Genomic DNA, 26082 nt, shown 5'->3' with positions numbered 1-26082 from the left:
CCCGGCAATCCGCACCGGAGGTGCCTACCGGAGCGGCCCTCGATGGCCATCAACCGCGCTCGAGGCGGTACGCGATGCCGTCGAGCACGAGGTCGAGCTTGTCGCGCCACCACGTGCCCGGCGCGCCCGGCTCGCCCATCGCGTCCCGCAGCACCTCGGCGTAGGGGCCGCTGCCGGCGTGCCGCAGAGCCTGTTCCCGGCCGGTCGGGGCGCCCGGGACACCGGGTACGGGGGCGTCGAGCGCCTCGACCGTCAGATGCGAGTCGATGGTCATGTCGCCGATGGTGTCGATGATCAGCACGGCGAACCGTACGTCGCAGTGCAGTTCGGCCAGCAGGTGCGTGGTGACCTCGGCCGACAGCCTCGCGAGCGAGGGCGGCACGCTGACCATGGTCCGCAGCCGGTGGGCGAGGCCCGGGGTGGCCTCGAACATCGCCCACATCGCCTCGGCGCAGGCGATCAGGTAGTCGCGCCACGGGCCGGTGGGGGCCGGCCACGGTGCGCCGGCCACGGCCGCTTCGGCGGCGGCGTCGAGCATGTCCGCCGTGTTCTTCACGTGCCCGTACAGCGTGGAGGTGTCGACCCGTAGCCGGCGGGCCACGGCCGACGCCGTCGCGGCGTCGAATCCCAGCTCCAGGACCGCGTCCACGATGTCGGCGCGTGAGATCCGGGCCGGCCGTCCGACCGCCATGCGACCTCCAAGTTAGGTAAGGCTTCCCTAATCCGTGATTCGTGGTTACGCTGTCGCCGAGTTTCCCACACCCTTTGAGAAAGGTGGGAACACGGGCACGGAGACAGCGCACGTGCTGCGGCCCGTCCGCGGCGGGCGCTACGCCGCGTTCCGGCACGAACACTCCCGCGCCGCCGGCCGGCCTGCACCTCACTTCTCAGGAGAGCTGAACACCATGGCAGTGAACTGGCAACGCACCGTCCTGCGCGCGATGGGCGCCCGGGACGTGCACGAGCCCACCGGACCGGCCGCGCGCTGGGCGCGGCAGGCCGCCGCCGGTGACACGGTCGACTTCTCGTTCACCCCGGCCCGGCTCGCCCCCGATCCCGGCATCGGCACCTACGTGCTCGCCGGCGACGCCTCGGCGCTGCCCGCGATCAACTCGCTGCTCGGCGCGCTGCCCGACGGGGCGCGCACGCACGTCATCCTGACCGGCGACCACGACGACGCAGCGAGCGTGCTGCGGCCGCGCGCCGGCACGACGGTGACCGTGACCGGCACCGGGGCCGAGCAGGTCGCCTGCCTCGGGGCCCTCGACCTGGACCACGCCGACTGCTACGTCTGGGCCGCCGGCGAACGCCAGGACGTCGCCGCGGTCCGCGACCTGGTCCGCAAGCAGTGGCGCCTGCCGAAGGACCGCCAGCACACCCAGTACTACTGGATCCGCGGCAAGGCGGTGGGCTGATGCCGGTCGACGCCGGCGTTCCCCTGGGCTGGATCCTGCGGTCCTTCCGGTGCCGGATGGTGCCGATCGCAGCGCCGCCGGGGCGTGCCCGGTGGCGCTGCCGAGGTGTCAGCCTGCGGGCGGGTAGGGGTGGTCGTTGAGCAGTCGCGCGAGGTGCGCCACGTTGGCCGCGAGCGTGGCGGTCGCCTTCCCGGTCGTGTCCGGCTTGGGGCCGGCGTCGGTGTAGTCGGTCTTCGCCATCGCCTCGCCGACCCAGTACGTCCCGCCGGCCGCCGGGATGGTGAAGCCGACGTCGTTGAGCGCCTGGAACACCTCCGCGCACACGTGATGGGCACCGTCCTCGTTGCCGACGACCGCGACCGCCGCGACCTTGCCGAACGTCAGCAGCCGCCCCTGATCGTCGGTCTCGGCCAGTTCGGCGTCCAGGCGCTCCAGCACGACCTTGGCGATGCTCGCGGGCTGGCCCATCCAGATCGGGGTCGCGATGACCAGGATCTGCGCCGCGAGGATCTTCTCCCGGATCGCCGGCCACCCGTCACCGTCGCCCTCGTCGAGGCTGACGCCGAACTTCACGTTCCGGTCCGCGACCCTGATCACTTCCGCGGAGACCCCGTACCCGGACAGGGCCGTCACGACCTCCCGGCCGAGCTTCTCGCTGCTGGACTCCGTACCGCCGGATTTCAGCGTGCAGACCAGGACCACCGCCGACAGCGGTGCGGGCGCCGCGGTCATGACGCGGCCGGCATCAGCGCGAGCGGGTCGGTGGGCGCCTGGGCCTTCGCATCGAACGTCTCGTCAGCGGGATCGAGCTCCGACAGCTCCGACAGCAGCCACGCCCCCACGTGGTGCTCCTCGACGGACTCCAGCACGTGGTCTTCCCTCAGCAGAACAATTCCGTCCACGGTTTTCCCCCATCGCTAAGCGGCCCACCGCCAGGTCCCACCCGAGGCGATGCATCGACCTACCGGCCACATTCCCGCGATATATCACCATCAAACCGATCATTTACGGTCGTCGGCGGCGTACACGAAACGGCCGTCGGTCGGGCTCAGCCGTATGGCAGAACAGCGATGCGGCATCTCCCAGCCAGCGCTGATACGCTCCGCAACCGTTTCCGGCCGAAGAGCCGGCCTGCTTGCACGCGGCGGAGCTGATATCTGGTGATCGCGGCGGTGTTCGCCCGTGTCGCGGTGATGATCCCGGTCATCGCCTCGGCCAGGACGCGTTCGGTCTCGGCGTCGAGGTTGGACACCGGCTCGTCGAGAACGAGGACCGGCACGGTGGTGAGCAGCGCACGGGCCAGTGCGATCCGCTGGCGTTGCGCGCCGGACAGCCGCGCGCCGCGCTCCCCCACCGTGGTGTCGTAGCCGTCGGGCAGCGCGGTGATGAACTCGTGCGCGCCGGCCGCGCGGGCGGCACGGACAAGGTCGTCGGTGGTGGTGTGTGGGTCGGCGAGGCCGCAGGTTGTCGGCGACGCTGCCATGGAACAGATAAGCCTCCTGGGGTACGAACGCGACGAGTTCCCGCAGCCGGTCGAGCGGCAGGTCGTGCAGGCCGGTGCCCCCGATCGTGATCCGGCCGTGCTGCGGGTCCTGGAAGCACAGCAACGGGTGGGCGCTGGTGGACTTCCCCGCGCCGGAGTGCCCGACGAGCGCCAGGCTGGTGGGCCGGGATCAGCGCGACCAGCAGCCAGAACCACGGCCACAGCGCACCGGCCCCGTCGTCGCGACCGTGGGGGCACAGCCCACCCTCGTCGCCGCCGCCGTGCTGACCGCGGCCGCCGGCGCGGCGGCGCTACCGGTACCGGGCGTCAGCACGTTCGGCCGCCCGTCCACACCGGATCCACAGGAGAGCCGACTCACGGGGCGTGCTTCTTAGAGATCATGGGTTGTTGCCATAGATTGGCAATAGCGGCGCGACCGCCTGATCGCGACGAACAGAAACGAAAGGGGTAGACGATGGCCGTCTACACGCTTCCCGACATGCCCTACGACTACGGCGCACTCGAGCCGGCCATGTCCGGGCAGATCCTGGAGCTGCACCACAGCAAGCACCACGCGGCGTATGTCAAGGGCAGCAACGACACGCTCGACCAGCTCGCCGAGGCCCGCGACAAGGGCGACTACTCCACGCTGGTCGGCCTGGAGAAGACGCTGGCGTTCAACCTGTCCGGGCACGTGCTCCACTCCATCTTCTGGAACAACCTGTCCCCGGAGGGCGGGGACCGGCCCGAGGGTGAGCTGGAGGCCGCGATCGTCGAGCACTTCGGCAGCTTCGAGGCGTTCGCCGGGCAGCTGTCCACCGCGACCAAGGGTGTGCAGGGCTCCGGTTGGGGCGTGCTGGCCTGGGAGCCGCTGTCGCAGCGCCTGATCGTGGAGCAGATCTACGACCACCACGGCAACGTCGGCCAGGGCTCCACGCCGATCCTGGTCTTCGACGCCTGGGAGCACGCCTACTACCTGCAGTACAAGAACGTCCGTCCGGACTACGTCGACCGCCTGTGGAACCTGGTCAACTGGACCGACGTCACCAAGCGCTTCGACGCGGCCCGTGCGGCCGGGAACCCGATCATCATCGCGCCGTGACGGACGCGTTCCAGGCGGCGCAACGTGCGGCCGGGGTCATCGCGGCCAAGCACCGCGGTGACTTCGCCGGCGCGGAGGCCCTGCTGGCGTCGTTCCCGGACGAGGCCGGCAAGACCCGCGGGTTCTGTCTGCTCGCGGAGCTGGCCCTGAGCCTGGTCCGGACACACACCGGGCAGAGCATGGACGAGCTGGTCCAGGAACTGACGCTGCTCATGGAGTCGGTCGAGTTGCCGCCCGGCGCGGAAGCGGCCTGACCCATCAGCCCCGTGCGTCCGTCTCACCGGCCGGGCCGGTGAGACGGACGTGCCGGGCGGCCGTGCTGCTCAAGGCCGGCCTCGCGCAGCAGTGCGTCACGTTGCGTGGCGGGCAGCCGGTCCACGTAGAGGGTGCCGTCGAGGTGGTCGGTCTCGTGTTGCAGGCAGCGGGCGAAGTAGCCGGTCCCGGAGATCGTTATCGGGTTTCCGTGCAGGTCGACGCCGCGCACGGTCGCGATCACGGACCGGGAGACGGCCGCGCGCGGGCCCGGGACGGACAGGCAGCCCTCGGTGTCCTCGCTGGTGCCGGCCAGCGCGAAGCCGGTCTCCAGGACCGGGTTGATGACGTGGCCGACCACGTTCACGCCGTCGCCGTCCGGGCAGTCGTAGACGAAGATCCGGGCGTCGACGCCGATCTGGTTCGCGGCCAGGCCGACGCCCTGGGCGGCGTACATCGAGGCGAACATGTCGTCGATCAGATCGGACAGGGCCTGGTCGAAGACGGTGACGTCGGCGCAGCGCCGGTGCAGGACCGGATTGCCGTAGTAGGTGATCTCGCGTGCGGTGCCCTGGGGTGATCGGCATCGACGCCTCCTCTCGCAGTCGTGGGTAGCGGATATTCAGGTGCAGTCGTGGCACCGGCCGAACAGGGCCATCCCTGCCGGCTGCAGGCCGAGGTCGCCGCAGCGACGGGCCTCGGCGAGCACTCCGTCGAGTCGTGCGGCCGGTATCTCGGAGTGGGCGCCGCACCGGTCGCAGACCGCGTGCACGTGCGGGTGGTCGTTCAGGCCGTACATCGCCTCGCCCGGCCACTCCAGCAGATGCGCGATGCCCTGCCCGACCAGGAACGACGTGGTGCGGTAGACGGTCGTCAGGTTCACCTCCGGCCGTACCGATGCGATCCTCCGGTGAATGTCGGCGGCCGACAGGTGGCCCGGTGCCGCGGCGAGCACCTCGATCACCAGGGCGCGGGCCTGCGTCCGGCGGGCTCCGATCTCGGTGAGGCGCTGCCAGGCATGGCCGGCGCGGTCGCTCATCGATTCCCTCCTCCACCCGCCGGTCAGTCGACGGCGGCGGCCAGCGCGGCGATGCGCAGCGAGACCTCGCGTACGACGGTCTGCAGGTCCTGGCCGGTCTCCTCGGCGACTATGGTCAGCGCCAGCTCGGTGAGCAGCAGGAACGCGTGCGCGCAGTCCGCGTCGTCGGTGAACGCGCGCAGCAGCGCGGTCGCGCCGTCGAGGTCACCGCGGCGGCGGGCCGCGATCACCCCGGCGGCGTGCTGCATCCCGGCCAGCAGCACCGCGTCGCGGCTCATGCCGGGCCGCCCCGGCGCCTCGGACACCGGTTCATGCCGCGGTGAGGTCCCGGAGCCGGACCAGCAGCGCGGCCGGGTCGCCGATCGCCTTGCCCTGGGCGAATCCGGCGCTGCCGCCGCCTCGACCGGCCAGCAGCAGCTTGACCAGGTCCGCGGCGGACAGGCCACGCTCCACCCCGGACGGTGTGACCGCGACGGCCACGCCGGTGCCCGCGACCACGCCGACCACGCCCGGCCGGTTGCCGAGCCGGTCGCGGACCTTCTCCGCGAGCCGCTTGCCGTCGCCGGTCGTGGTCACGCCGACGTAGGCGATGCTATTGATGTCGGCGGCGTTCGCCGCGTACCCCTCGGCATCCAGGTCGACGAGCCGGTCGCGCAGGTCCGCGGCCTCCCGCTCGACCTGCTTCATCCGCGCCATCATCGCGGCCACCCGGTCCGGCAGCTCCTCGGGGCGGGCCTTGAGCTGGGCGGCGATCCGGCCGACCAGGTCACGTTCGCGGGCGAGGTAGCGGAACGCCTCGATGCCGGTGACCGCCTCGATGCGGCGCTGGCCGGCGCCGACCGACGACTCGCCGGTGAGCGCGAGCGAGCCGATCTGCGCGGACCGGTCGACGTGCGTGCCGCCGCACAGTTCCCGGGACCAGTCGCCGCCGATCTCCACGACCCGGACCTGCTCGTCGTAGGTCTCGCCGAACAACGCGATCGCACCCTCGGCACGGGCCTGCGCAAGCGGCACGTAGCGGACGCCGACCGGCAGGTCACGGCGGATGGCGAGGTTCGCGACCTCCTCGACCTCGGAGCGCGTCGCGTCGGACAGGCCGCCGCGCCAGGCGAAGTCCAGACGCAGATAGCCGGGCCGGTTGTACGAGCCGGACTGCAACGCGGTCGGGCCGAGCACGTGCCGCAGCGCCGCGTGCACGACGTGGGTGCCGGAGTGCGCCTGCCGCGCGCCGGTCCGCCACTCCGGGTCGACCGCGGCGTGCACCGCGTCGCCGGCCGCGAGCTCGCCGTCGAGGATCCGGACGGTGTGCGCGATCAGGCCCTTGACCGGCCGCTGCACATCGATCACCTCGGCGCGCAGATTCGGGCCGGTGAGCAGGCCGGCGTCGGAGTCCTGCCCGCCGCTCTCCGCGTAGAACGGGGTCCGGTCCAGCGCGACCGTGACGATCTCGCCGGCGCCGGCCCGGTGCGCCGTCGTCCCGCCGGACCAGATCGCCAGCACCCGCGAGTCGGTGTCGAGGGTGTCGTAGGCACGCCACTCGGTCGGCCCGGTCGCGTCCAGGACTTGCCGATACGCCGACAGGTCCGCGTGCCCGGTCTTGCGGGCCTTCGCGTCGGCCTTGGCGCGGGCGCGCTGTTCGGCCATCAGCGCCCGGAACCCGTCCGCGTCCACGTCGAGGCCCTGCTCGGCGGCGATCTCCAGGGTCAGGTCGATCGGGAAGCCGTACGTGTCGTGCAGCTGGAACGCCATCTCCCCGGAGAGGCGCTTGCCGCCCGCGGCCCGGGTATCGGTGATCGCGGTGTCCAGGATGGTGGTCCCGGCGCGCAGCGTGCTCAGGAACGTGTCCTCCTCCGCGTACGCCGCGGCGGAGATCCGGTCGAAGTCCGCGGAGAGCTCCGGGTAGGACGGTGCCATGCAGTCCCGGGCGACCGGCAGCAGGTGCGGCAGCGCCTTGTCCTGCCAGCCGAGCAGTCGCATCGAGCGGATCGCCCGGCGCATGATCCGGCGCAGCACGTACCCCCGGCCTTCGTTCGAGGGTGTCACCCCGTCGCCGATCAGCATCAGCGCGGTCCGCACGTGGTCGGCGATCACCCGCAGCCGCACGTCGTCCGGGTGCGATTCGGACGCGGCCTGACCGGAGTGGGCGCCGTAGACCTTGCCGGTCAGCTCCGCGGCCTTGGCCAGGATCGGCCGGACCTCGTCGATCTCGTAGAGGTTGTCGACGCCCTGCAGGATGGACGCCATCCGCTCCAGGCCCATGCCGGTGTCGATGTTCTTGTGCGGCAGCTCGCCGACGATGTCGAACTCGGTCTTGCTGCGCACGTTCGCGATCTCGTACTGCATGAAGACGAGGTTCCAGAACTCCAGGTAACGGTCCTCGTCGACCTCAGGCCCACCGGAAGCGCCGTAGGCGGGGCCGCGGTCGTAGTACAGCTCCGAACACGGGCCGGCCGGGCCGGGGATGCCCATCGACCAGAAGTTGTCGGCCTTCCCGCGCCGCACGATCCGCTCGGCCGGCACCCCGGTCTCGCGCCACAGCTCGTAGGCCTCGTCGTCGTCCAGGTAGACCGTCGCCCAGATCCGCGACGGGTCCAGGCCGAAGCCACCCTCGGAGACCGGCTTCGTCGACAGCTCCCAGGCCAGCCGGATCGCGCCGGCCTTGAAGTAGTCGCCGAACGAGAAGTTGCCGTTCATCTGGAAGAACGTGCCGTGCCGGGAGGTCTTGCCGACCTCGTCGATGTCCGGCGTGCGGATGCACTTCTGCACGGACGTGGCCGTGGCGTAGGGCGGGGTGCGCTGGCCGAGGAAGAACGGCACGAACTGGACCATGCCCGCGTTGATGAACAACAGGTTCGGGTCCGCGATCGCCGGCAGCGGCGCCGACGGCACCACCGTGTGCCCGTTGCCCTCGAAGTGCGCCAGGAAGCGCCGCTTGATCTCCGCCGTCTGCACCAGAGCACCCCTTATTGCCATAAGTTTGCAACTGCATCATATGGGCAATGACAGTAGATCGTCTGCCCGGGTACGCTCGCCGCGTGCATACCGCAGAGATCAACGCCGCCTCGTGGGTCGAGCGCTGGGACCGGCAGCAGGAGCTGTACGTGCCGGACCGCGACCACGTGTTCGCGCTCATGCTGGACATCGTCGAGCGCGTCGCCGGCGTACCCACGCGGGTTCTTGATCTGGCTTGTGGTCCCGGCGGCCTCGCCTGGAGGGCCCGCACCCGCTGGCCGGATGCGGACGTGTTCGGTGTGGACCTGGATCCAGCGCTGATGGAGCTCGGCCGTCGCACGCTCGGCGACACGATCGAGTGGATCGAGGCGGACCTGCGCGACCCGCGGTGGGCCGACCGGCTCGGTGACGAGCCGCTCGACGCGGTGCTGTCCGCGACCGCGCTGCACTGGCTCGACCCGGACGACACCGCCCGGTTGATGGCCACGCTCGGCAAGCGGATCCGGCCGGGCGGCGTGTTCGCCAACTACGACACGATCCCGCCGGACGCGAACACGCCACGGCTGCAGGAGCTGGCGGTGGAGTTCCGGGAGCCGACGCTGGATCCGCCGGCCGCCGACGGCGTGGAGGACTGGGCCGCATGGTGGGCGGCGCTGGCGCAGGAGCCGGCGATGACCGCGCTGCTGGCCGAGCGGGAGCGCCGGTTCGCCGACCGCAGCCGCCGGGCCGCGACCACCGTCGCCGAGTTCACGACCGCGCTCCGCGAAGCAGGGTTCACCGAGGTCGGCACGCTTCGGCAGGTCGCGGACCGGACCCTGCTGGTCGCGATCCGCTGACGCGGCGGCGACCGGGGCCGAGACACGTGCCGCCCCGGCAGCACGGTCCTACGGACGCCGTTCCTGAGCGTGCGTGTCGGGTGCCGGCGGTCTGCGGCGTGATCCGGTCGCGCGCTAACCGGCCGGTGCCGCCGCGCGCAGCAGCAGCGCGGTCGTCTCGCTGCCCGGCGCGGCCACCAGCCGGGACGGCGGGCCGGAGTCGACGATGCGGCCGTCGTCGATCACCCGGAGGTGGTCGGCGTCGGCGCAGGCGGTCGCGAGATCGTGGGTGATCAGCAGCATCGCGACGCCGCGGTCCCGCCGGGCCTCGGCGAGTACGTCCCGCACGGCGCGCGCGGCGGTCTCGTCGAGCGCGGTGGTGACCTCGTCGCAGATCAGCACGTCCGGCTCGGCGAGCAGCGCCCGGGCCACGGCCGCGCGCTGCAGTTCGCCGCCGGACAGCCCGGCCGGGTCACGGCGCGCGGTCCCCTCGCCGACGCCGAGGCGATCCAGCAGGACGAGCGCCTCGTGCTCGGCCGCGGTCGCGGTCAGTCCGCGCAGCCGGACCGCGGTGCGGGCCACCTCGGCCAGGACCGGGCGGTGCGGTTCGAACGAGCCGCGGACCTCCTGCCAGACATACTGCACGCGGCGGCGCAGCTCCCGGTCGCGGCGGCGCAGCGGCGGCAGCGGGCGGCCGTCGAGCAGGACCCGCCCGGTCATCCGGTCGTGCAGGCCGGCGACGCACCGGGCGAGCGTGGTCTTGCCGCTGCCGGACGCGCCGACCAGGCCCTCGCACCGGCCGGGCGCCAGCGTGAGCGAGACGCCGTGCAGCACGCGCGCCCGCCGGTGCCACGCCTCAAGATCAAAAACTTCCAGCGAGGGTACGGCGTCCGCGCCGCCCGGCGCCGCGAACGCCCACGGCTTCGCGGCCGGCAGCGTCTCCCCCACCGTCCCGGCCGCCTCCACCCGGCCGGCCCGCAGCGACACCACCTGATCGGCGAGCGCGCGGACCACCGGCAGGTCGTGGCTGAGCAGCAGGATCGCCATCCCGGCGCGGGCGAGTTCGGTCAGTTCGGTCAGCACGTAGGCCTTGGTGACCGCGTCCAGGCCGGTGGTCGGCTCGTCCAGCACCAGCACGCGCGGCCCGCAGGCGAGGGCCTCGGCCAGCACGACGCGCTGCCGCTGCCCGCCGGAGAACTGGTGCGGGAACCGACGTCGCAGCGCGCGTCCGTCGTCCAGCCGGGCCTGCCGCAGCGCGTCCGTCACCGCGGTGTCGTCGCCGCCGCGGTGGGCGCGGGCGATCTCGCGGAGCACGCCGCCGACCCGCCGGGCCGGGTTCAGCGCGGCGCCGGGATGCTGGGTCAGGTGCGCGACGATCCGGCCGCGGACCGCCGCCGCGCCGGCGAGCACGCCGTCCGCGCCGATGATCTCTCGGCCGTCGACGGTGACGCGCCCGCTGAGGCGTACCCCGGGATGGTGTTCGCCGTGCAGGGCGAGCGCGGTCGTGGTCTTGCCGCTGCCGGACGGGCCGACCAGCGCCGTGATCCGGCCCGCGACCAGGTCGAACGACACATCGTCGACCAGCGTCCGGTCCCCGGCGCGGGCGGTCAGCCCGCGCACCGTGACGAGCGCGGTCATCGGGCGGCCGTCGAGTCGGTCATGGTGTCCCAGAGGAGGTTGAGGCCGACGGTGAACAGCACGATCATCGCGGCCGGGGCCAGCACGGACCAGGGTTGCAGCAGCAGTGCGCCGCGGTTGTGGGCGATCGCGACCGCCCAGTCCGCCGAGGTCGGGTCCAGGCCGAGGCCGAGGAAGTTGACCGAGGCGATCAGGTAGACCGCGGCGGTGACCCGGGTGCCGACGTCCGCGGCGACCGGGCGGAGCACGGCCCGGCGCACGTAGCCGAGCTGGATGCGCCACCACGGCTCGCCCTGCAACGCCAGCGCCTCCGCGACCGGGCCGCTCGCGGCGTCGAGGGCGGCGGCGCGGACCAGCCGGGCGGTGGCGGGCGCGTGCAGCACGGCGACGATCAGGCCGATCGCCCACGCCTCGGCCCGCCACCAGACCGCGACCACGCTGATCAGCAGCAGTGACGGGACGGCCAGCAGGATGTCCAGCGGCCGCAGCAGGGCCTCGTCCACGGCCCGGCGGCGGGCCGAGGCGGCGATCAGCCCGGCGGCGCCGCCGAGCAGGTACGCGACCGCGACCGCGCCGATCGCGACGACGAGCGTGGACCCGCCGCCGCGCAGCAGCACGCCGAGCACGTCCCGGCCGAGGCCGTCGGTGCCGAGCGGGTACGAGCCGCCGGCGGGCGCGTACGGCGGGCCGTCGGCGGCGGTGACCGCGCCGGCCAGCAGCGGGCCGAGCACCGCGGCCAGCAGCGGCACGGCCAGCATGATCGCCGGGGCCACGGCTCGTGCCCTCATCGCCGTGTCTCCGTCCGGGGCACCAGCCGGTGGGCGGCCAGGTCGGCGGCCAGGTTGATCAGCAGGGCGGCGGCGCCGAGCAGCAGCACCAGCGACTGCACCACCGGCACATCCCGGGCCTGGACCGCGTCGACGACCTCGGTGGCCACGCCCGGGATCGCGAACACCGCCTCGACCACGAGCACGCCGCCGAGCAGCCCGTCGCCGACCCGGGCCAGCTCCTGCACGGCCGGGACGACCGCGTTCGGCAGCACGTGCCGCAGCAGGATCACGTGCCGGGGCAGGCCGAGGCGGCGGGCGTGCGCGACGTACTCCGAGTGGAGCGCGCCGATCACGCCGGCCCGGACCTGGCGGCCGAGCAGGCAGGTGGTGCGGGCCAGCAGCACCAGCACCGGCAGCACCAGCAGCGCGGGCGCGGTCAGCAGCGTGGTGGCGTCCGCGCCGATCGCGGTGGCCGGCAGCCAGCGCAGCTGCAGCGCGAACACCGTGATCAGCGCGATCGCCAGCACGAAGTCCGGAATGGACTGCAGCGACAGGGTGAGCGTGGACAGTGCCCGGTCCAGGCGGCTGCCCTCGCGCAGGCCGGCGACGGTGCCGATCACGCCGGCCAGCGGCACCACGATCAGCAGCGTGACCACGGTCAGCACCAGCGTGACCGGAAGCGCCCGGGTCAGCGTCTCGGCCACCGGCGCGCCACTGACCAGCGACGCGCCGAGGTCACCGGTGAACAGGCCACCGGCCCAGGACAGGAACCGCTCGTACGCGGGCGCGTCCAGGCCGAGCCGCGTACGCAGCGCGCCGATGTCGTCCAGCGTGGCCTGCTCGCCGAACCGGACGTAGGCGGCGTCGCCGGGCAGCGCCTCGCTCAGCGCGAACACCAGCACCAGCAGCACGCCGAGCTGGAGCACGCCGATGCCGGCACGCTGAGCGGCGTACCTCACGTCAGGCCAGCCAGACCTGGTCGAACCGGGCCCAGTCCACCGTGTTCGGCCGGGCCGCCTCGACGCCGTGCAGCCGCTGCGCGGTCGCGATCAGCCAGTCGCTGTGCCCCCAGACCAGCAGGCCGCCGCGGTCGTGCAGGATGGCCTGCACGTCGTGGTAGAGGCCGGTACGGGCGGTGTCGTCCGTGGTGCTCTGTGCGGTGGTGCAGGCGGCGTCGAACGCGGGATCGTTCCAGGCGGTGATGTTCTGCTTCGCGGAGGAGACCATGCGCAGCGCCAGGTCCTGGGTGACCGGCATGCTGCCGGCCCGGTAACTCCACAGGCCGGGCCCGCCGTTGAGGATGTCGGCGAAGTACGTCTCCTTGGCCCGGGGCCGCACCTCGAGGGTGAGGCCGGCCTCCTTCGCCTGCTCGGCCAGCAGCGTCGCGGCGGTGACCATGCCGGCCGCAGCCTCGGAGGTGTGCAGCGGGATCGTGGCGCCGGTGAGGCCCGCACGCGCCAGCAGTGACTTCGCCTGATCGACGTCGCGGGTACGCTGTGGCAGGTCGTCGGCGAAGTAGCGGAAGCCCTTGCCGAACAGATCGTTGCCGAGCACCGCGCGGCCGGAGAACGCGACGTCGATCAGCCGCTGCCGGTCGGCGAGCAGGCGCAGGGCGAGCCGGGCGTCCGGGTTGTCGAACGGCGCCGCGTTCGTGCGCATCGCGAAGCTCTGCGCGACCGCGCCCTCGGCCGCGACGATGCGTACCGCCGGGTTGTTCTCGTTCGTGCGCGCGTAGACCGCGCTCATGTCGTGCGCGTACTCGGCCTCACCGGCCGCCAGCGCGTTGCCGCGTGCGGTCTCGTCCCCGGCGGAGATCAGATGCAGCTCGTCGAGGTGGGCGGGCCCGCCCCAGAAACCGTCGAATCGGCGGGCGACCATCGACCGGCCGCGCTCGAACGAGACCAGGCTGAACGGCCCGGTGCCGACGGCCTTCGCCGGGTCGCCGTAGCCGGCCGGCACGATCGCGTTGCCGGTGCCGGCCAGCAGCACCGGCAGCTCGGCCGTCGGGACCTTGACAGCCAGTTCCACCACGTTCGCCCCGGCCGCGCGGCTGTTCGCCAGGTCCAGGTTGGCCAGCAGTGACTTCGCCGGCCTGGTGGTGTCGGCCGGGTCCATGATCCGGGCGAGGCTGAACAGCACGTCGTCGGGCGTGAGTTTGCGGCCGTCGTGGAAGCTCGCGTCGCGCAGCGTGAACCGCCAGACCGTGGCGTCCGCGTTCGGCTCCCACGACTCGGCCAGGCGTGGCACCGGCTGCATGTCGTGGCCGAGCTCGGTCAGCTTGTCGAAGATCGCCTTGTGCCGGGCCTGGTCGAGGAAGAGCGGGGGGACGTGCGGGTCGAGCGTCTCCTTCTCACCGCCACCGGGGAACAGCGCCCGCAGCCGGCCGCCGCGGACCGGGCTCGCCGACGCCTCCGGCTGCTCACCGGCCCCGCAGCCGACCAGCGCGGTGACGCCCGTGGCGGCGGACAGGGTAAGGAAGCCGCGACGGCTCCACGCGTTGCTCACCAGGGGCTCCCGCCGGTCACCGGCGGGCAGATCCCCACCGCGTCGCGCCTATTGTCGGTGATCTGCTGTTGCCAGTTCCTTGCAGTGAGAATCATGACAGGTCGATGCGTACCCCCCGATCGTTGATCTATGGTCCGCCGGTGCGAGGACATGTCGGCGAGGCCGGGCGGACGATGCGGGCGCTGACCCCGGCCGGGCGCATGCTGATCATCAATCAGTTCGGCATCTGCCTCGGCTTCTACATGGTGCTGCCGTTCCTGGCCGGCTATCTGCGCGACGACCTCGGGCTCGCCACCGCGCTGGTCGGCACGATCATCGGCGTCCGCACGCTCAGCCAGCAGGGCCTCTACCTGGTCGGCGGCACCGTCGCCGACCACATCGGCCCCCGCGTGATCATCATCGCCGGATGCGGGCTCCGCGTCGTCGCGTTCGGGCTGTTCGCGGTGACGACGTCGCTGCCCGGCATCGTCACCGCGACCGTGCTGATCGGGGTCGCGGGCGCGCTGTTCAGCCCGGCCGTGGCGACCTACCTCACGCACGAGGCCGCCGAACGCCGGGCCGAGGCGTTCGCGCTGTCCAACGTCGTTGGCAACGCCGGCACGCTGCTCGGGCCGGTCGTCGGCGCGCTGCTGCTCGGCGTCGACTTCCGGCTGGTCAGCGCGGTCGCCGCGGTCATCTTCGCGATCATGACGGTCATCCAGCTGACGATGCTGCCGCCCCGGGCGCCGCAGGCGGGCAAGACCGGTGTGCTGCGCAGCTGGGGTGAGGTCGTGACAAACCGTCGCTTCGGAGCGTTCACGCTCGCCGGGTCGGCGTACTTCGCGCTCTACAACCAGCTCTACCTGGCGCTGCCGCTGGAGGCCGAGCGGGTCACCGGGCATCCGGCCGCGGTCAGCGCCGTCTTCGTCGTCTCCACCGTCGCCGGGATCGTGCTCGGCGTGCCGCTGGTCGCGGCGTGCCGCAGACGGTGGAGCGCGGGCCGGTCGGCCGCGACCGGGCTGCTGCTGATGGGCGGCGGCTTCCTGCCGGTGGCGCTCACCGCGCCGTGGCCGGCCGGCGGGTCCACGGTCGTGGCCGGGCTGCCGGTGCTGGTGAGCACGCTGGTGTTCAGCGTGGGCGTCGCGATCACCCACCCGTTCCTGATCGCGCTGATCCCGGTCGTCGGCAGCGAACGGCTGGTCGGCACGTACTACGGCTACTTCTACCTGATCTCGGCGCTGGCCGCGTTCGGGATCAGCGCGGGCGTGGGCGCGCTGCTCGATCTCGGCCACGCGGGGCTGAGGTGGGCGCCGTTCACGCTGTTGCTCCTCGCCGGGCTCGCCGGTGGCGGGACGATCGCGCTCATGCAGCACCGAGGCCGGCTCGACGCCCGCCCCTCTCCCGATCGCGCGCCCGCGTCGGCGTGACTCCCCCGGAACGTTCCGCCGTCCGGGCACGACCACGGAGCTGAGGTCCGTGCGTGCCGTGCCGCACATCCGTCCCCGCGCGGCCGAGTAACGGTGCGGGTCGTTCACGGCACGCACGGGACGTAGGTCACGCCGAGCCCGGCAGTCCGGTGTCTCCCGCCCGGCGGCGTGCTACGTTCTGCCCCGAGTCGACCGCATCCCGTGGGATGCCAGGGAACTCCGGTGTGATTCCGGGACTGGCGCGCAGCGGTAAGGGCGACGGCGGCACGAATCGCCACTGGGGAGTGTCTCCCTGGGAAGGCCGTGCCGCCGGCTGACCCCGAGTCCGAAGACCTGTCGGCTCACGTGCTCGTCCGGGCCCTCGCGATCGGGGTCTGCCGAACCGAGGGGTCCCGCTCGCCGTGGACGTGTTGCCAGCCGATGTGCGCGCTCACCTGCACGCGACGACGCCGTTCTACGCACCGCCCGGGGACGAGGCCTTCATCCCGGCCGTGACGCTGACGGATCCGCGCTGGTGGCAGCGCGCGGTCCCGGCCTACAGCGCCTGGCTCGGCACACCGCACGCCGCACCCGGCGCCGCCTGCGCTCTGCAGCACTACACCGGGCGGGTGCTGCCGGTCGTCCTCATCGTGTGGGCGATGACCGGCCGACTCATGTCGCTGCGGCACGGGCTCTGGCAGGTGCGCGTCGACCGGCACGGGGCCACCGTCGGTGTCCGGCACGCCGACCACATCCTCGGGCACGACGCCGGCGCACGCCGGGTCGGGCAGGCGGTGGTGACGCACGTCGCGCCGCTGGCCGAGGCTGTGCTGCCGAACACGAACCTCACCGCGACCGCAGCGCTGGGCGGGCCGGCGGCCTCGATGGCCGGCGCGGTGGCCCGGATCCACGCCGGCGCCGGTGCGAAAGACCGCGCCGCGGTGGCCGCCGCCGGTGCCGAGGTGATCGCGGCCGTGGAACGGCTGGCTGGCCGGAACCTGGTCACGCTTGCGGCCGACGACGTGGAACCCGGCCTGCTCCTGCAGCATCGCCGGACCTGCTGCCTCATCCGGCTGGGTCCCGGGCACGCGCCCTGCGACTCCTGCCCGCACCTGCATCGCGACGAACGAATACACAGGCAGCGTGCACGTCATCGCCGCACCGCACCCGTCGCCGTAGCCTGGAGCGTCACCTCATGACACGACGACTGGCCTTCTGGCCGCTGATGCTGGTGCTGGTCGTGCTGACGGTCCTCAGCGTGGTCGCGTCGCTGGCCTTCGGGTCGGAGAGCATCCCGCTGGCCGACGTCGTCGCCGCCGTCACCGACCGGCTCGAAGGGGCGCCCGCCGGACGCTGGGACGTCATCGTCTGGGAACTCCGCCTGCCCCGCGCACTGATGGCGGTGGTCGTCGGTGCCGGGCTGGCGGTCGCCGGGGCCGGGATGCAGACGCTGGTCCGCAATCCGCTCGCCGACCCGTACCTGCTCGGGATCAGCTCCGGCGCGTCGGTCGGCGCCACGGCCGCGATCACCACCGGCGCGCTGGCCGGCTTCGGCGTCTACGCGGTCTCCGGCGGGGCGCTGCTCGGCGCGGTCGGGTCCGCGCTGCTGATCTTCATGATCGCGACCGCGCAGGGCGGCCTGACCCCGCTACGGCTGGTGCTGTCCGGCGTGGTGCTCTCGTCCGGGCTGTCCGCGATCGCGTCGCTGCTGGTGTTCCTCAGCGACGACACCCGCGCGGCGAACTCGGTCATGTTCTGGATGCTCGGCAGCGTCGGCGGCGCCACCTGGGAGAAGCTCTGGATCCCGGCCGCGCTCGTCGTCGTGCTCGCGGCCGGGATGCTGGCCGTGCACCGCTGGCTGGACGCGCTGGCCGCCGGCCCGGAGACCGCCGCCGCGCTCGGCGTCAACGTGGCCGGCATCCGCACCGGCCTGTTCATCGGCCTGTCCGTGCTCGTCGGCGTGCTGGTCGCGGTCAGCGGCGGCGTCGGGTTCGTCGGGCTGATCATCCCGCACGCGGCGCGGCTCGTCGTCGGCGCCCGGCACCGGGTCGTCCTCCCGGTCGCCGCGGCCGCCGGTGGGCTGTTCCTGATCTGGGTCGACGTGCTCGCCCGGATGGCGGTCCGGCCACAGGAGATCCCGCTCGGCGTCGTCACCGGTGTCCTCGGCGCCCCGCTGTTCCTGCTGCTCATGGGCAGGGTCCAGTACCGTTTCGGAGGAGACCGGTGACCGCTCTGCGCCTGGACGGCGTCGCCGCGAAGCTGGGCGGCCGCACCGTCCTGGCCGGTGTCGACCTCGACGTCCCCGACGGCACCCGGCTGGGCATCGTCGGCGTCAACGGCGCCGGCAAGTCCACGCTGCTGCGGGTCCTCGCCGGCGTGCTGCACCCCAGCACCGGCACCGCGCTGATCACCGACGGGCACGACGGGCTCGCCGACCTGCGCCGGGTCCCCGCCCGCGAACGCGCCCGCCGGGTGGCGTACGTCCCGCAGGAGGACCTCACGGCCGCCGAGCTGCGGGTCGGCGAGATGGTCGCGCTCGGCCGGGTGCCGCAGACCCGCCCCTGGTCCCGGGGCGGCAGCACCGAACTCGGCCTGGTCCGCGACGCGCTCGACGCGGTCGGGCTGGCCGACCGGATCGACACCGCCTGCGACCAGCTGTCCGGCGGCGAGAAACGCCGGGCCGTCCTGGCCCGCGGCCTGGCGCAGGCGTGCCCGGTGATGCTGCTCGACGAGCCGACCAACCACCTCGACGTGGCCTGGCAGCTCAACCTGCTCGACGTCTTCGCCGCCCGCGCCCGGACGCTGGTCGCGACCGTGCACGACCTCGACCTGGCGCTGCGCTTCTTCGACCGGCTCGCCGTCGTCGGCTGGCCGCCCGGCGCCGACCCGGCGACGGCGCCGGCCGGGATCGTCGCGTTCGGACCGCCCGCCGAGGTGCTCAGCACCGCGCACGTGGCGGCGCACTTCGGCGTCGGCTCGGTCCAGGTGCCGCATCCGCAACGAGATCAGCTTCACCTGCTCATCCATCACCGAGAGGACGCGTCACCGAGATGACCGGACATACCCGTACCGTGGTCGGCTCTGCTCTTGTCCTGTGTCTGTCCGCCCTGTCCGCGTGCGGCGGCACCGGCGGCGACGGCGCCACGTCCGCCGGCGCGATCACCGTGCAGAACTGCGGGCAGGCCGTCAGCGTCGACAAGCCGATAACCCGGCTCTACGCCTACGACGGCGGCATCATCTCGATCGCGCTCGCGGCCGGCGCGCGCGATCAGCTCGTCGCGGTCACCGGGATGAGCCGTGATCAGGCGGTGCTGCGGCTCGCCTACCCGGACGCGCGGGTCGACGCACTGACCGTGGTCGGCGACGAGTACCCGACGCTGGAGAACGTGCTGGCGGTGAACCCGGAGATGATGTTCGCCGGGTACGGCTACGGGTTCAGCGAGTCCCGCAACCTCATGCCCGAGGACCTGACCACGCACGGCATCAAGACGTACCTGCTCAGCGAGACCTGCAAGCAGGACGACGGCGCGCGCGGCACGATGGACGCCTGGACCGCGCTCACCACCGACCTGCACAACATCGGCGACCTGACCGGCCACCGGCCGACCGCGGACGCCGTCGTCGCCGACATCGAGACCCGGCGGGCGGCGCTGGCCGCGGCCCCGAAGGGCGCGGAGACACCGACCGCGTTCCTGTTCGACTCCGGCACCGACGCGATCTTCACCTCCGGCTCGTTCGGCGGTCCGCAGGCGATCTTCGACGCGGCCGGTGTCACGAACGCCACCGCCGACGTCGAGGACACCTGGACCGAGGTCGGCTGGGAGCGCCTGGCCGCGTCCGACCCGGACGTCATCTTCTTCGTCGACTACCCCGGTCAGAGCTTCCAGCAGAAGGTGGACACGCTGAAGGCCAATCCGGCGTCGCGGAACCTGGCCGCGGTCAAGGAGGAGCGGTTCGTCAACCTGCCCTACGCCATGTGGGTCTCCGGCCCGCTCAACATCGACTCCGCGGAGTGGGTACGCAAGGCGATCGAGCACTACGGCCTCGCGCCGGCGACCCAGATCACGCCGGAACTCGACGTCACCAAGCTGAGCGACCTGCCCGGCAACGCCTGGCTGCGCTGACGACGTGGCGCGTGCCGGTGGGACCGCGGGTCAGCTGACCGTCTGCGGGCTGAGCCAGCGTCCGCGCGCGTCCCGCACGGCGAAGCCGGTCACGGCCTCGCCGTCGCGGACCACGCGGACGTCCGGGCAGCCCTGCGTCGCGGGCTGCCATCCCCGGCGCGGATCGCGGACCGCCGAGTAACGGCAGTGCTCCTCGCCGACGTAACCCCAGGCGAGCAGCAGTCTCCGGCCGTTGTAGGAGTAGCGGCCGACGCTGGCGATCCGGTCGCCGACCGGCCTGCGGTAGAACTCCGCGTGCAGGCCGGGCACGGGCACACCCTCGAAGTCCGCCTCGGGCAGGGTGCGGTGCAGGCGGTAGGTGCGAAGGTCCGGCAGGTTCACGATGTGCTCCGGAAGACGGTCCGTCAGGGTCGTCCTGGATTACGGAACGCGACCCACGCGCGGTTCACACAGTTCTGCGACGACGGACGCTGCCGTACGCCCCCGGGTCCCCGGCAGTGCGCCACGCCACGTGACCGTCCGGCCGGACCAGCACGCCACCGGTCCCCACCACGATGGCTTGTCTCCTGTCGATGATCACTCCCACCGGCCGCCCGCCAGCGCCTCCGAACACCTCCAGGACCTTCTCGCCAGCTCCGCCGCATTGACCGTCCCGGCTGCACGAGCCGGCGAGTTCACCAACCCTCCACCTGAGCGAAGACGCCAAGGCCCGAATCAGCCAACGCCAACTCCTCCCCGCGTTGCTCTCAGCGCCGGCGGCGGCTCACGAGTACGACGAGAGTGACCACGCTCGTCAGCACGGTTCGCGCCGGGCCTTCGGCTTCCTGCCTAGGTACGGCACCGCTTCTGCGGGATGGCGTGCGGAGGCCGGGATCGTCACCTCACACCGCTCGGACACCGTGGGTTCCGGCCGGCTCTGATCGGACGAAGACGACCAGGTCGCCGTACGCGGCGCGATCGCCGGGCAGCGGCGGCACCTGCCGCCAGCCGACACGGCGGTAGAACTCCATGGTGTCCGGTGCGTCCCGGGAGGTCACCAGCCAGGCGCGTTCCGCACGGGCGGTAGCCGCCTCGATCAGGCGTCGGCCGAGCCCTTGCCTTCGGGCTGACGCGCGGACGGCGAGTTCGTCGACTTCGCACGCGCCGCCCAGCAGCTCATGTACCTGGTCCGGGCCGAGGTATGCCTCGATCCGCTGGTAGGCGCGGATGGGTGGGAGCGGCAGAGTGGTGGTCCACGAGGTGGCGAAGCCGTCTTCGCCGGCGATGACGGCGCGGAAGCCCGGTCGGTCCGCATCGGTGTGCAGGCGGCGCCGGAAGTCCTCGACGTCATCGCCGGTCTCGTTCCACGGTGGTGCGGTGAACACCGCCGCGTAGAGGGCGACCAGCTCGTCGATGTGACCGAGGGTCGCCGGCCCGTGCACGATCCGCAAGAATTCCATCCTCACTTATTGCCACCTTTTGGTAACTGCGTCAAGATGGCGATCAAGAAGCGTCGATCGGAAGTGAGCCCGCATGCGCCCGCTCGCCCACCGCCTCACCGCCCTCCTGACGACCAGTGCCCTGGTCCTGGCCGCCTGCTCCCACCCGGATGCCGCCGGGAGCAGCGCACACGCCCGCACGTTCGTCGTGGCGACGGCGGGGGAGCCGGACACGCTCAATCCCATCCTCGGGTTCGGCACCGACGGCGCCTCCCTCATCTTCGACGGCCTGGTCGCCCGCGATGCCACGAACACGCTGGTGCCGGCACTCGCTGCGCAGTTGCCCACGGTGTCCCCGGACGGGAAGACGATCACCGTGCCCCTCCGGCCCGGAGTCGCGTTCCATGACGGTTCGCCGCTGACCTCCGCCGATGTCGTGTTCACCTACAGGTCGGTCCTGGATCCGTCGGTCGACTCCACGCTGCGCTCCGACCTGGACATGATCGACCGGGTCGAGGCCCCGGACGCCACCACCGTCACGTTCACGCTGAAGTACGCCTACGCGCCGTTCCTGCAACGGCTGGTGCTCGGCATCGTGCCCGCGGCGGCGCTGCAGGGGCAGGACGTCAACACGGCCGCGTTCAACCGGCAGCCGATCGGCACCGGGCCGTACCGTCTGACGTCCTGGACGCCCGGCGACCGGCTCGTGCTCGCCGCGAACACCGCCTACTACGGTGGCGCTCCGGCCAACGACACGGTGGTGGTCGCGTTCGTCGGGGACGACAACGTGCGTGCGCAGCGGGCAAGGGCCGGGGAGTTCGACGCGGTCGAGCTGGCGCCGAAGCTCGCTTCCGGATTCGGTGATGTCGCCGGATACGCGGTGCACCGGGTGCCGACCGCCGACTACCGGGGTGTGATGCTGCCGATGGGCGCGCCGGTCACCGGTGATCTCGCCGTCCGCCGCGCGCTCAACACCGCCGTCGACCGGGCCGCGATGGTCACAGGCGTGCTGGGCGGGGCCGGTGAGCCCGCGTTCGGCCCGGTGCCGCCCGGCTCCGCCTATGCCGAACCGTCCGTTGTGGGCACGGCCGGCGGCGACGTCGCGGCCGCGGCCCGGGAGCTCGACGCCGCCGGGTGGACCGCCGGTGCGGACGGTGTCCGGGCGAAAGGCGGGCAGCGTGCCGCGTTTATCCTCATGTATCCGGCTGCGGACAGCCTCCGCAAGGAGCTCGCGCTCGCCGTCGTCGCCGATGCTGAGAAGGTCGGCGTCGAGGTCACGCCCGAGGGCCTGACCTGGGACGCGATCCGGCCGCGAATGAAGGACGATGCCCTGATCATGGGGTACGGCACGCCGTACGACCCGGATTTCGTCTCCTACAAGCTGTTCGGCGGGCAGTTCGCCGGGCAGGGCTACTTCAATCCCGGCTCGTACCGTAACGCGGCGGTCGACCGGGCGTTGCAGGACGGCCGTGACCACGCCGATCCGGCTGCCCGCAAAGCCGCCTACGCCGTGTTCCAGCAGCAGCTGGCCGCGGATCCGCCATGGGTGTTCCTGACCTACCTGCAGCACACCTACGTCGTACGGGACACGGTCAACGGCGTCACCCCGCGCGTCGAGGCGCATGAGCACGACGTGGCCAACAGTCTGTGGTGGAACATCGCGTCCTGGACGCGACGGTGATCTGGCGGGTGGTGCGCCGCCGGCTGGCCGTGGCCGTCCCGGTCCTGGCCGCTACCAGCGCGGGCATGTTCGCGCTCGGTGCCGCGTCCCCGGTCGACCCGGCCGAGCAGTACGCGGGCGCGGCCGCGTTCACGACCTCGCCGGAGGTGCTCGCGCAAATCCGCGCGAACTGGGGTGTCGACGACCCGCTGCCCGTGCAGTACGCCCGCTGGGCCGGGAATCTGCTGCGCGGTGACCTGGGCTGGTCGACCAGCCGGCACGAGCCGGTCGCGGATGTGATCGCCGCGCGGGCCGGGTGGACGCTGCTGCTGATCGGCGTGACCCTCGCCGTGGTGCTCGCGGTCAGTCTGCTGGCCGGCACGCTGGCGGCGTACCGGCGTGGTGGCCTGCTCGACCGGGGTCTGCGGGCGGGCGCGTACGCGGTGGAGTCGATGCCGGTCTTCTGGCTGGCGCTGGCCGCGATCGCGGTTTTCGCGCTCGGCCTCGGCTGGTTCCCGGCCGGCGGGCTCACCACCGTCACCGCGACCGGCGTCAGCGCGGGCGACGTCGCCCATCATCTGGTGCTGCCGGTGACCGTGCTGGCAATATCGCAGGCGCCGTGGTTCCTGCTGTTCGTACGGGACTCGGTCGCGCAGAGCCTGCGCGACGACCATGTGCTGGCGGCACGGGCACGCGGGCTGCCGGGCCGGGTGGTGCTGTTCGGGCACGCGCTGCGGACCGCACTGCTGCCGTTCCTGACCTTGATCGGCACGCACCTGCCGGAGCTGGTCGGCGGGTCGGTGCTGGTCGAGACCGTGTTCTCGCTGCCCGGACTCGGCGCGGTGAGCGTGCAGGCCGCGCTCGGCAGCGACTTCCCGCTGCTGGCCGCGATCACGCTGATCACCACCGCGGTCGTGCTCGCCGCGAACCTGGCCACCGACCTCGCCTACACCGCCGCCGACCCCCGGGTGCGCATCGATGGCTGACCTCACCGTGCTGCGCCGGCCGCGTCCGGCGGCGACGACCGCGGCGATCCTGCTCACCGCCACGATTTTGGTCGTGCTGACCGCGCCGTGGCTGTGTCCGCTCGATCAGAGCGCTGTCGCGCTCGACCGTGTTGCCGTGCCACCGTCGCTGCCTCATCCTGGCGGCACCGACGACCTCGGCCGCGATGTACTGCACCGGGCGGTCTACGGGCTGCGGGTGTCGTTGCTGGTCGGGGTGGTCGCGGCGCTGGCCGCCACCGTGCTCGGCGGTCTGGTAGGCGGGATCGCCGGGCTGCTCGGCGGTGTCACCGACCGGATCCTGATGCGCCTGGTCGACACGCTCGCCGCCCTGCCGCACCTGCTGCTGGGCATCTTCATCGTGGCGATGCTGCGACCCGGCCTCGGCGCGGTCATCGTCTCGATCGGGCTCACCCACTGGCTGTCCACCGCCCGGATCGTCCGCTCCGAGCTGCTCACGCTGCGCACCCGCCCGTTCATCGACGCCGCGATCTGCGGCGGCGCGACCCGTACCCGGGTCCTCACCCGGCACCTGCTGCCGCACGTGCTGCCGAAGATCGCGCTCGCCACCACGCTGATGATCCCGCACGCGGTGTGGCACGAGACCTCGCTGTCGTTCCTCGGCCTCGGCCTGCCGCCGCACCTCGCCTCGATCGGCAACATGATCAACGACGGGCAGCGGTCGCTGCTCACCGGCGCCTGGTGGGCCAGCCTCGTACCCGGCCTGCTGATCGTGGCCGTCACGCTCGCGATCGCCGTGCTCGCCGCGCGCTGGCGCGACCATCTCGACCCCCGGGTCAGAGCGGAGCTGGACCTGTGACGGCGCTGAGGATCGAGGGTCTCGGCGTCCGCTTCCGGCTCCACGGCGCCGCCGTCCAAGCCCTGAGCGACATCAACCTGCAGGTACGCCGGGGAGAGCTGCTCGCCGTCGTCGGCGAGTCCGGGTGCGGCAAGTCGGTGCTCGCTCATGCCCTGCTCGGCCTGCTCCCCCGCAACGCGCAGGTCACCGGGCACGCGTACCTCGGCGAAGATCTTGATCTGTTGCACTGCGGTGAGCAACGGCTGGCGCGCGAGGTGCGCGGGCGGCGGCTCGGGCTGATCCCGCAGAGCCCGGCCACTGCGCTCAACCCGGTCCGCACCGGCCGCCGCCTGCTCGCCGAGACGCTGCGCGCCCACGGCCGCGATCCGGGCCTGGCCGCCGAGGTGGCCGCGGACGCCGGGCTCGACGACGCCGACCTCGACCGGTACCCGTTCCAGCTGTCCGGGGGCATGGCCCAGCGGCTGACGACCGCGCTCGCGCTCGCCACCGACCCTCCGCTGCTGATCGCGGACGAGCCCACCACGGGCCTCGACCGGCCGCTCGTCGATCACACCCTCGATCTGCTGCGGCGGCGATGTGACGCGGGCGGCACGGTCCTGCTGATCACTCACGATCTGGCCGCCGCGCAACGGGTCGCGGACACGGTCGCGGTCATGTACGCCAGCCGTATCGCCGAGCACCGCCCCGCCCGGGACGTGTTCGGCGCGCCCGCACACCCCTACACAGCCGCACTGCTCGACGCGTTGCCGAACTGGGCGTTCACCCCGATCCCCGGCCACCCGCCGATGCTCACCGCGCTGCCGCCCGGCTGCGCGTTCGCACCCCGCTGCCCGCGCCGCACCGATGCCTGCGGCGTGCAGCCCGGCGGGCCGGTGGCCTGCCATCACCCGCTGGTGGCCGCGGCATGAGCCTTGTCGCGCACGGCGTCACCGCCGGGTACCGGGGCCTGACGGTGCTGCGTGACGCCTCGTTCGGCGTGGCCGCCGGGGAGACCGTGGGGCTGCGAGGTCCGTCCGGCTGCGGGAAGTCCACGCTGGTCCGGGTGCTGGCGCTGCTGCACGCGCCGGACGCCGGGCACGTCAGTCTCGGTGGCGTCGTCGTGTCCGGCGTCCGCCACCGGGTGAGCGCTGCGCTGCGTACCCGCGTGGGGGTGCTCTTCCAGAGCCCGCGCGCGGCTAGCGACCCGCGGCTGCGGCTCGCCGACCTGATCGCCGAGCCGCTGCACGCCACCGGCCATGCACGCGCGCACACCCGGGCCCGTGTCGCCGAGCTCGCGGACCGGGTCGGGCTCACCGCGGACCTGCTCACCCGCCGCCCGCACGAGGTCAGCGACGGCCAGCTGCAGCGGGCATGCCTGGCCCGTGCGCTCGTGCACCGGCCCGCCTACCTGCTGTGTGACGAGGCGACGACCATGCTCGACGCGTCCACTCAGGCCCATGTCGCCGCCGTGATCGCCCAGGAGCAGCGCCGGCACGGCACCGGCGTGCTGGTGGTCAGCCATGATGCCGTCCTGCTGGACCGCTGGGCCGACCGGGTCGAGACATGGTGACCACGTGATGGGAAGCGACCGGATACCCGCAGCTCGGGGACCACCATGCCATTTTCCTTGGGAATAGCTGGGAGATCAACTTTCACCAATTGAACGAGCGCCACCGGGCAATCCTTGGCAATGACCACTCTGGACGGTAGGGTCGTTTTCA

Annotated in this window: 28 protein-coding genes, 1 pseudogene and 1 riboswitch; of the genes and pseudogenes, 14 read left to right on the top strand and 15 right to left on the bottom strand. The window is 72.6% G+C overall.

What is annotated here, in order from left to right; genetic code table 11:
* Positions 1-49: 49 nt before the first annotated feature.
* Positions 50-691 carry a TetR/AcrR family transcriptional regulator gene (locus OP04_RS49880; RefSeq protein ID WP_051798478.1) on the bottom strand — a complete coding sequence of 214 codons (642 nt, stop codon included), beginning with the start codon at positions 689-691 and terminating at the stop codon, positions 50-52.
* A 214-nt stretch (positions 692-905) separates the two neighbouring features.
* Between OP04_RS49880 and OP04_RS21115 the strand changes: the two genes are divergently transcribed.
* Positions 906-1415, top strand: a complete 510-nt coding sequence (locus OP04_RS21115; RefSeq protein WP_157240122.1) for a siderophore-interacting protein — start codon at positions 906-908, stop codon at positions 1413-1415.
* A 108-nt stretch (positions 1416-1523) separates the two neighbouring features.
* Here OP04_RS21115 and OP04_RS21110 read toward each other — a convergent pair whose 3' ends face one another.
* From OP04_RS21110 to OP04_RS21105, 3 genes and pseudogenes are all read right to left on the bottom strand, one after another.
* Positions 1524-2147 carry a flavodoxin family protein gene (locus OP04_RS21110; protein WP_033341493.1) on the bottom strand — a complete coding sequence of 208 codons (624 nt, stop codon included), beginning with the start codon at positions 2145-2147 and terminating at the stop codon, positions 1524-1526.
* A complete protein-coding gene (locus tag OP04_RS53515; protein ID WP_157240120.1) occupies positions 2144-2317 on the bottom strand; it encodes a hypothetical protein in 174 nt (57 codons plus the stop codon). Before OP04_RS53515 ends, OP04_RS21110 begins: the two co-directional genes overlap by 4 nt.
* A gap of 146 nt (positions 2318-2463) precedes the next feature.
* Positions 2464-3022: pseudogene (locus OP04_RS21105) on the bottom strand (ATP-binding cassette domain-containing protein).
* Between the two features lie 351 nt (positions 3023-3373).
* Between OP04_RS21105 and OP04_RS21095 the strand changes: the two are divergent.
* On the top strand, positions 3374-4000 hold the full coding sequence (locus OP04_RS21095) for a superoxide dismutase (RefSeq protein ID WP_033341490.1): 627 nt from the start codon (positions 3374-3376) through the stop codon (positions 3998-4000).
* A complete protein-coding gene (locus OP04_RS21090; protein WP_033341489.1) occupies positions 3997-4254 on the top strand; it encodes a hypothetical protein in 258 nt (85 codons plus the stop codon). Before OP04_RS21095 ends, OP04_RS21090 begins: the two co-directional genes overlap by 4 nt.
* A 23-nt stretch (positions 4255-4277) precedes the next feature.
* Here the strand turns inward: OP04_RS21090 and def are convergent, their stop codons facing one another.
* The 4 genes from def to alaS form a co-directional block, all read right to left on the bottom strand.
* The gene (gene def, locus OP04_RS21085; protein WP_269746692.1) at positions 4278-4808 is read right to left on the bottom strand and encodes a peptide deformylase; all 531 of its coding nucleotides are present in this window, start codon (positions 4806-4808) and stop codon (positions 4278-4280) included.
* A gap of 66 nt (positions 4809-4874) precedes the next feature.
* Positions 4875-5291, bottom strand: a complete 417-nt coding sequence (locus tag OP04_RS21080; protein ID WP_051798471.1) for a Fur family transcriptional regulator — start codon at positions 5289-5291, stop codon at positions 4875-4877.
* A gap of 23 nt (positions 5292-5314) precedes the next feature.
* On the bottom strand, positions 5315-5596 hold the full coding sequence (locus tag OP04_RS21075; RefSeq protein ID WP_232323676.1) for a superoxide dismutase: 282 nt from the start codon (positions 5594-5596) through the stop codon (positions 5315-5317).
* 4 nt (positions 5597-5600) lie between these two features.
* Positions 5601-8243 (bottom strand): alanine--tRNA ligase, encoded by a 2643-nt coding sequence (alaS, locus tag OP04_RS21070; protein ID WP_033341486.1) that lies wholly within the window; start codon positions 8241-8243, stop codon positions 5601-5603.
* Between the two features lie 83 nt (positions 8244-8326).
* On the opposite strand from alaS, the gene OP04_RS21065 reads away from it, so the two are divergent.
* Positions 8327-9079, top strand: coding sequence for a class I SAM-dependent methyltransferase (locus tag OP04_RS21065; protein WP_033341485.1), 753 nt, complete (start codon positions 8327-8329; stop codon positions 9077-9079).
* A gap of 114 nt (positions 9080-9193) precedes the next feature.
* Here the strand turns inward: OP04_RS21065 and OP04_RS21060 are convergent, their stop codons facing one another.
* Genes OP04_RS21060 through OP04_RS21045 form a run of 4 tightly spaced genes read right to left on the bottom strand, consistent with a single transcriptional unit; the run spans position 9194 to position 13971 of the window.
* On the bottom strand, positions 9194-10696 hold the full coding sequence (locus OP04_RS21060; protein ID WP_033341484.1) for an ABC transporter ATP-binding protein: 1503 nt from the start codon (positions 10694-10696) through the stop codon (positions 9194-9196).
* A complete protein-coding gene (locus tag OP04_RS21055; RefSeq protein ID WP_033341483.1) occupies positions 10693-11484 on the bottom strand; it encodes an ABC transporter permease in 792 nt (263 codons plus the stop codon). Before OP04_RS21055 ends, OP04_RS21060 begins: the two co-directional genes overlap by 4 nt.
* Complete coding sequence (locus tag OP04_RS21050; RefSeq protein WP_033341482.1) at positions 11481-12425, bottom strand: ABC transporter permease; 945 nt, start codon at positions 12423-12425, stop codon at positions 11481-11483. The genes OP04_RS21055 and OP04_RS21050 overlap by 4 nt, the downstream gene beginning before the upstream one ends.
* A gap of 1 nt (position 12426) precedes the next feature.
* Positions 12427-13971, bottom strand: a complete 1545-nt coding sequence (locus OP04_RS21045; protein WP_063746653.1) for an ABC transporter substrate-binding protein — start codon at positions 13969-13971, stop codon at positions 12427-12429.
* Between the two features lie 140 nt (positions 13972-14111).
* Here OP04_RS21045 and OP04_RS21040 point away from each other — a divergent pair, with 140 nt between their 5' ends.
* The 5 genes from OP04_RS21040 (at position 14112) to OP04_RS21020 (ending at position 19480) form a co-directional block, all read left to right on the top strand.
* Positions 14112-15377, top strand: coding sequence for an MFS transporter (locus tag OP04_RS21040; protein WP_232323675.1), 1266 nt, complete (start codon positions 14112-14114; stop codon positions 15375-15377).
* Positions 15378-15549: 172 nt separating this feature from the next.
* Positions 15550-15732, top strand: a riboswitch (cobalamin riboswitch).
* A 46-nt stretch (positions 15733-15778) separates the two neighbouring features.
* Positions 15779-16555, top strand: a complete 777-nt coding sequence (locus OP04_RS21035; RefSeq protein ID WP_157240118.1) for a (2Fe-2S)-binding protein — start codon at positions 15779-15781, stop codon at positions 16553-16555.
* A complete protein-coding gene (locus tag OP04_RS21030) occupies positions 16552-17583 on the top strand; it encodes a FecCD family ABC transporter permease (protein ID WP_033341479.1) in 1032 nt (343 codons plus the stop codon). Before OP04_RS21035 ends, OP04_RS21030 begins: the two co-directional genes overlap by 4 nt.
* Positions 17580-18410, top strand: coding sequence for an ABC transporter ATP-binding protein (locus OP04_RS21025; protein ID WP_033341478.1), 831 nt, complete (start codon positions 17580-17582; stop codon positions 18408-18410). Before OP04_RS21030 ends, OP04_RS21025 begins: the two co-directional genes overlap by 4 nt.
* A complete protein-coding gene (locus tag OP04_RS21020) occupies positions 18407-19480 on the top strand; it encodes an ABC transporter substrate-binding protein (protein ID WP_033341477.1) in 1074 nt (357 codons plus the stop codon). Before OP04_RS21025 ends, OP04_RS21020 begins: the two co-directional genes overlap by 4 nt.
* Before the next feature lie 30 nt (positions 19481-19510).
* Here the strand turns inward: OP04_RS21020 and OP04_RS21015 are convergent, their stop codons facing one another.
* The 3 genes from OP04_RS21015 to OP04_RS21010 all read right to left on the bottom strand — a co-directional run bounded on the left by OP04_RS21015 (position 19511) and on the right by OP04_RS21010 (position 20919).
* The gene (locus tag OP04_RS21015; protein WP_033341476.1) at positions 19511-19861 is read right to left on the bottom strand and encodes a hypothetical protein; all 351 of its coding nucleotides are present in this window, start codon (positions 19859-19861) and stop codon (positions 19511-19513) included.
* Between the two features lie 64 nt (positions 19862-19925).
* Complete coding sequence (locus OP04_RS56825; protein ID WP_408606773.1) at positions 19926-20030, bottom strand: aromatic-ring hydroxylase C-terminal domain-containing protein; 105 nt, start codon at positions 20028-20030, stop codon at positions 19926-19928.
* A gap of 331 nt (positions 20031-20361) precedes the next feature.
* Complete coding sequence (locus OP04_RS21010) at positions 20362-20919, bottom strand: GNAT family N-acetyltransferase (RefSeq protein ID WP_033341475.1); 558 nt, start codon at positions 20917-20919, stop codon at positions 20362-20364.
* A 73-nt stretch (positions 20920-20992) separates the two neighbouring features.
* Between OP04_RS21010 and OP04_RS21005 the strand changes: the two genes are divergently transcribed.
* Genes OP04_RS21005 through OP04_RS20985 form a run of 5 tightly spaced genes read left to right on the top strand, consistent with a single transcriptional unit; the run spans position 20993 to position 25931 of the window.
* Positions 20993-22579: an ABC transporter substrate-binding protein gene (locus OP04_RS21005; RefSeq protein WP_033341474.1), complete on the top strand. Its 1587-nt coding sequence runs from the start codon at positions 20993-20995 to the stop codon at positions 22577-22579.
* Entirely contained in the window at positions 22549-23544 is a 996-nt protein-coding gene (locus OP04_RS21000) for an ABC transporter permease (RefSeq protein WP_232323674.1), read from the top strand. Before OP04_RS21005 ends, OP04_RS21000 begins: the two co-directional genes overlap by 31 nt.
* Positions 23537-24382: an ABC transporter permease gene (locus OP04_RS20995; RefSeq protein ID WP_033341473.1), complete on the top strand. Its 846-nt coding sequence runs from the start codon at positions 23537-23539 to the stop codon at positions 24380-24382. Before OP04_RS21000 ends, OP04_RS20995 begins: the two co-directional genes overlap by 8 nt.
* On the top strand, positions 24379-25290 hold the full coding sequence (locus OP04_RS20990) for an ABC transporter ATP-binding protein (RefSeq protein ID WP_033341472.1): 912 nt from the start codon (positions 24379-24381) through the stop codon (positions 25288-25290). Before OP04_RS20995 ends, OP04_RS20990 begins: the two co-directional genes overlap by 4 nt.
* Positions 25287-25931: an ABC transporter ATP-binding protein gene (locus OP04_RS20985; protein WP_033341471.1), complete on the top strand. Its 645-nt coding sequence runs from the start codon at positions 25287-25289 to the stop codon at positions 25929-25931. Before OP04_RS20990 ends, OP04_RS20985 begins: the two co-directional genes overlap by 4 nt.
* The last annotated feature ends 151 nt before the right edge of the window (positions 25932-26082 follow it).

It is taken from the genome of Catenuloplanes japonicus (assembly GCF_000717135.1).
GTDB lineage: Bacteria > Actinomycetota > Actinomycetes > Mycobacteriales > Micromonosporaceae > Catenuloplanes > Catenuloplanes japonicus.
The sequence above is the reverse complement of the archived record's forward strand: the minus strand, read 5'-3'. Positions and strand labels throughout refer to the sequence as shown.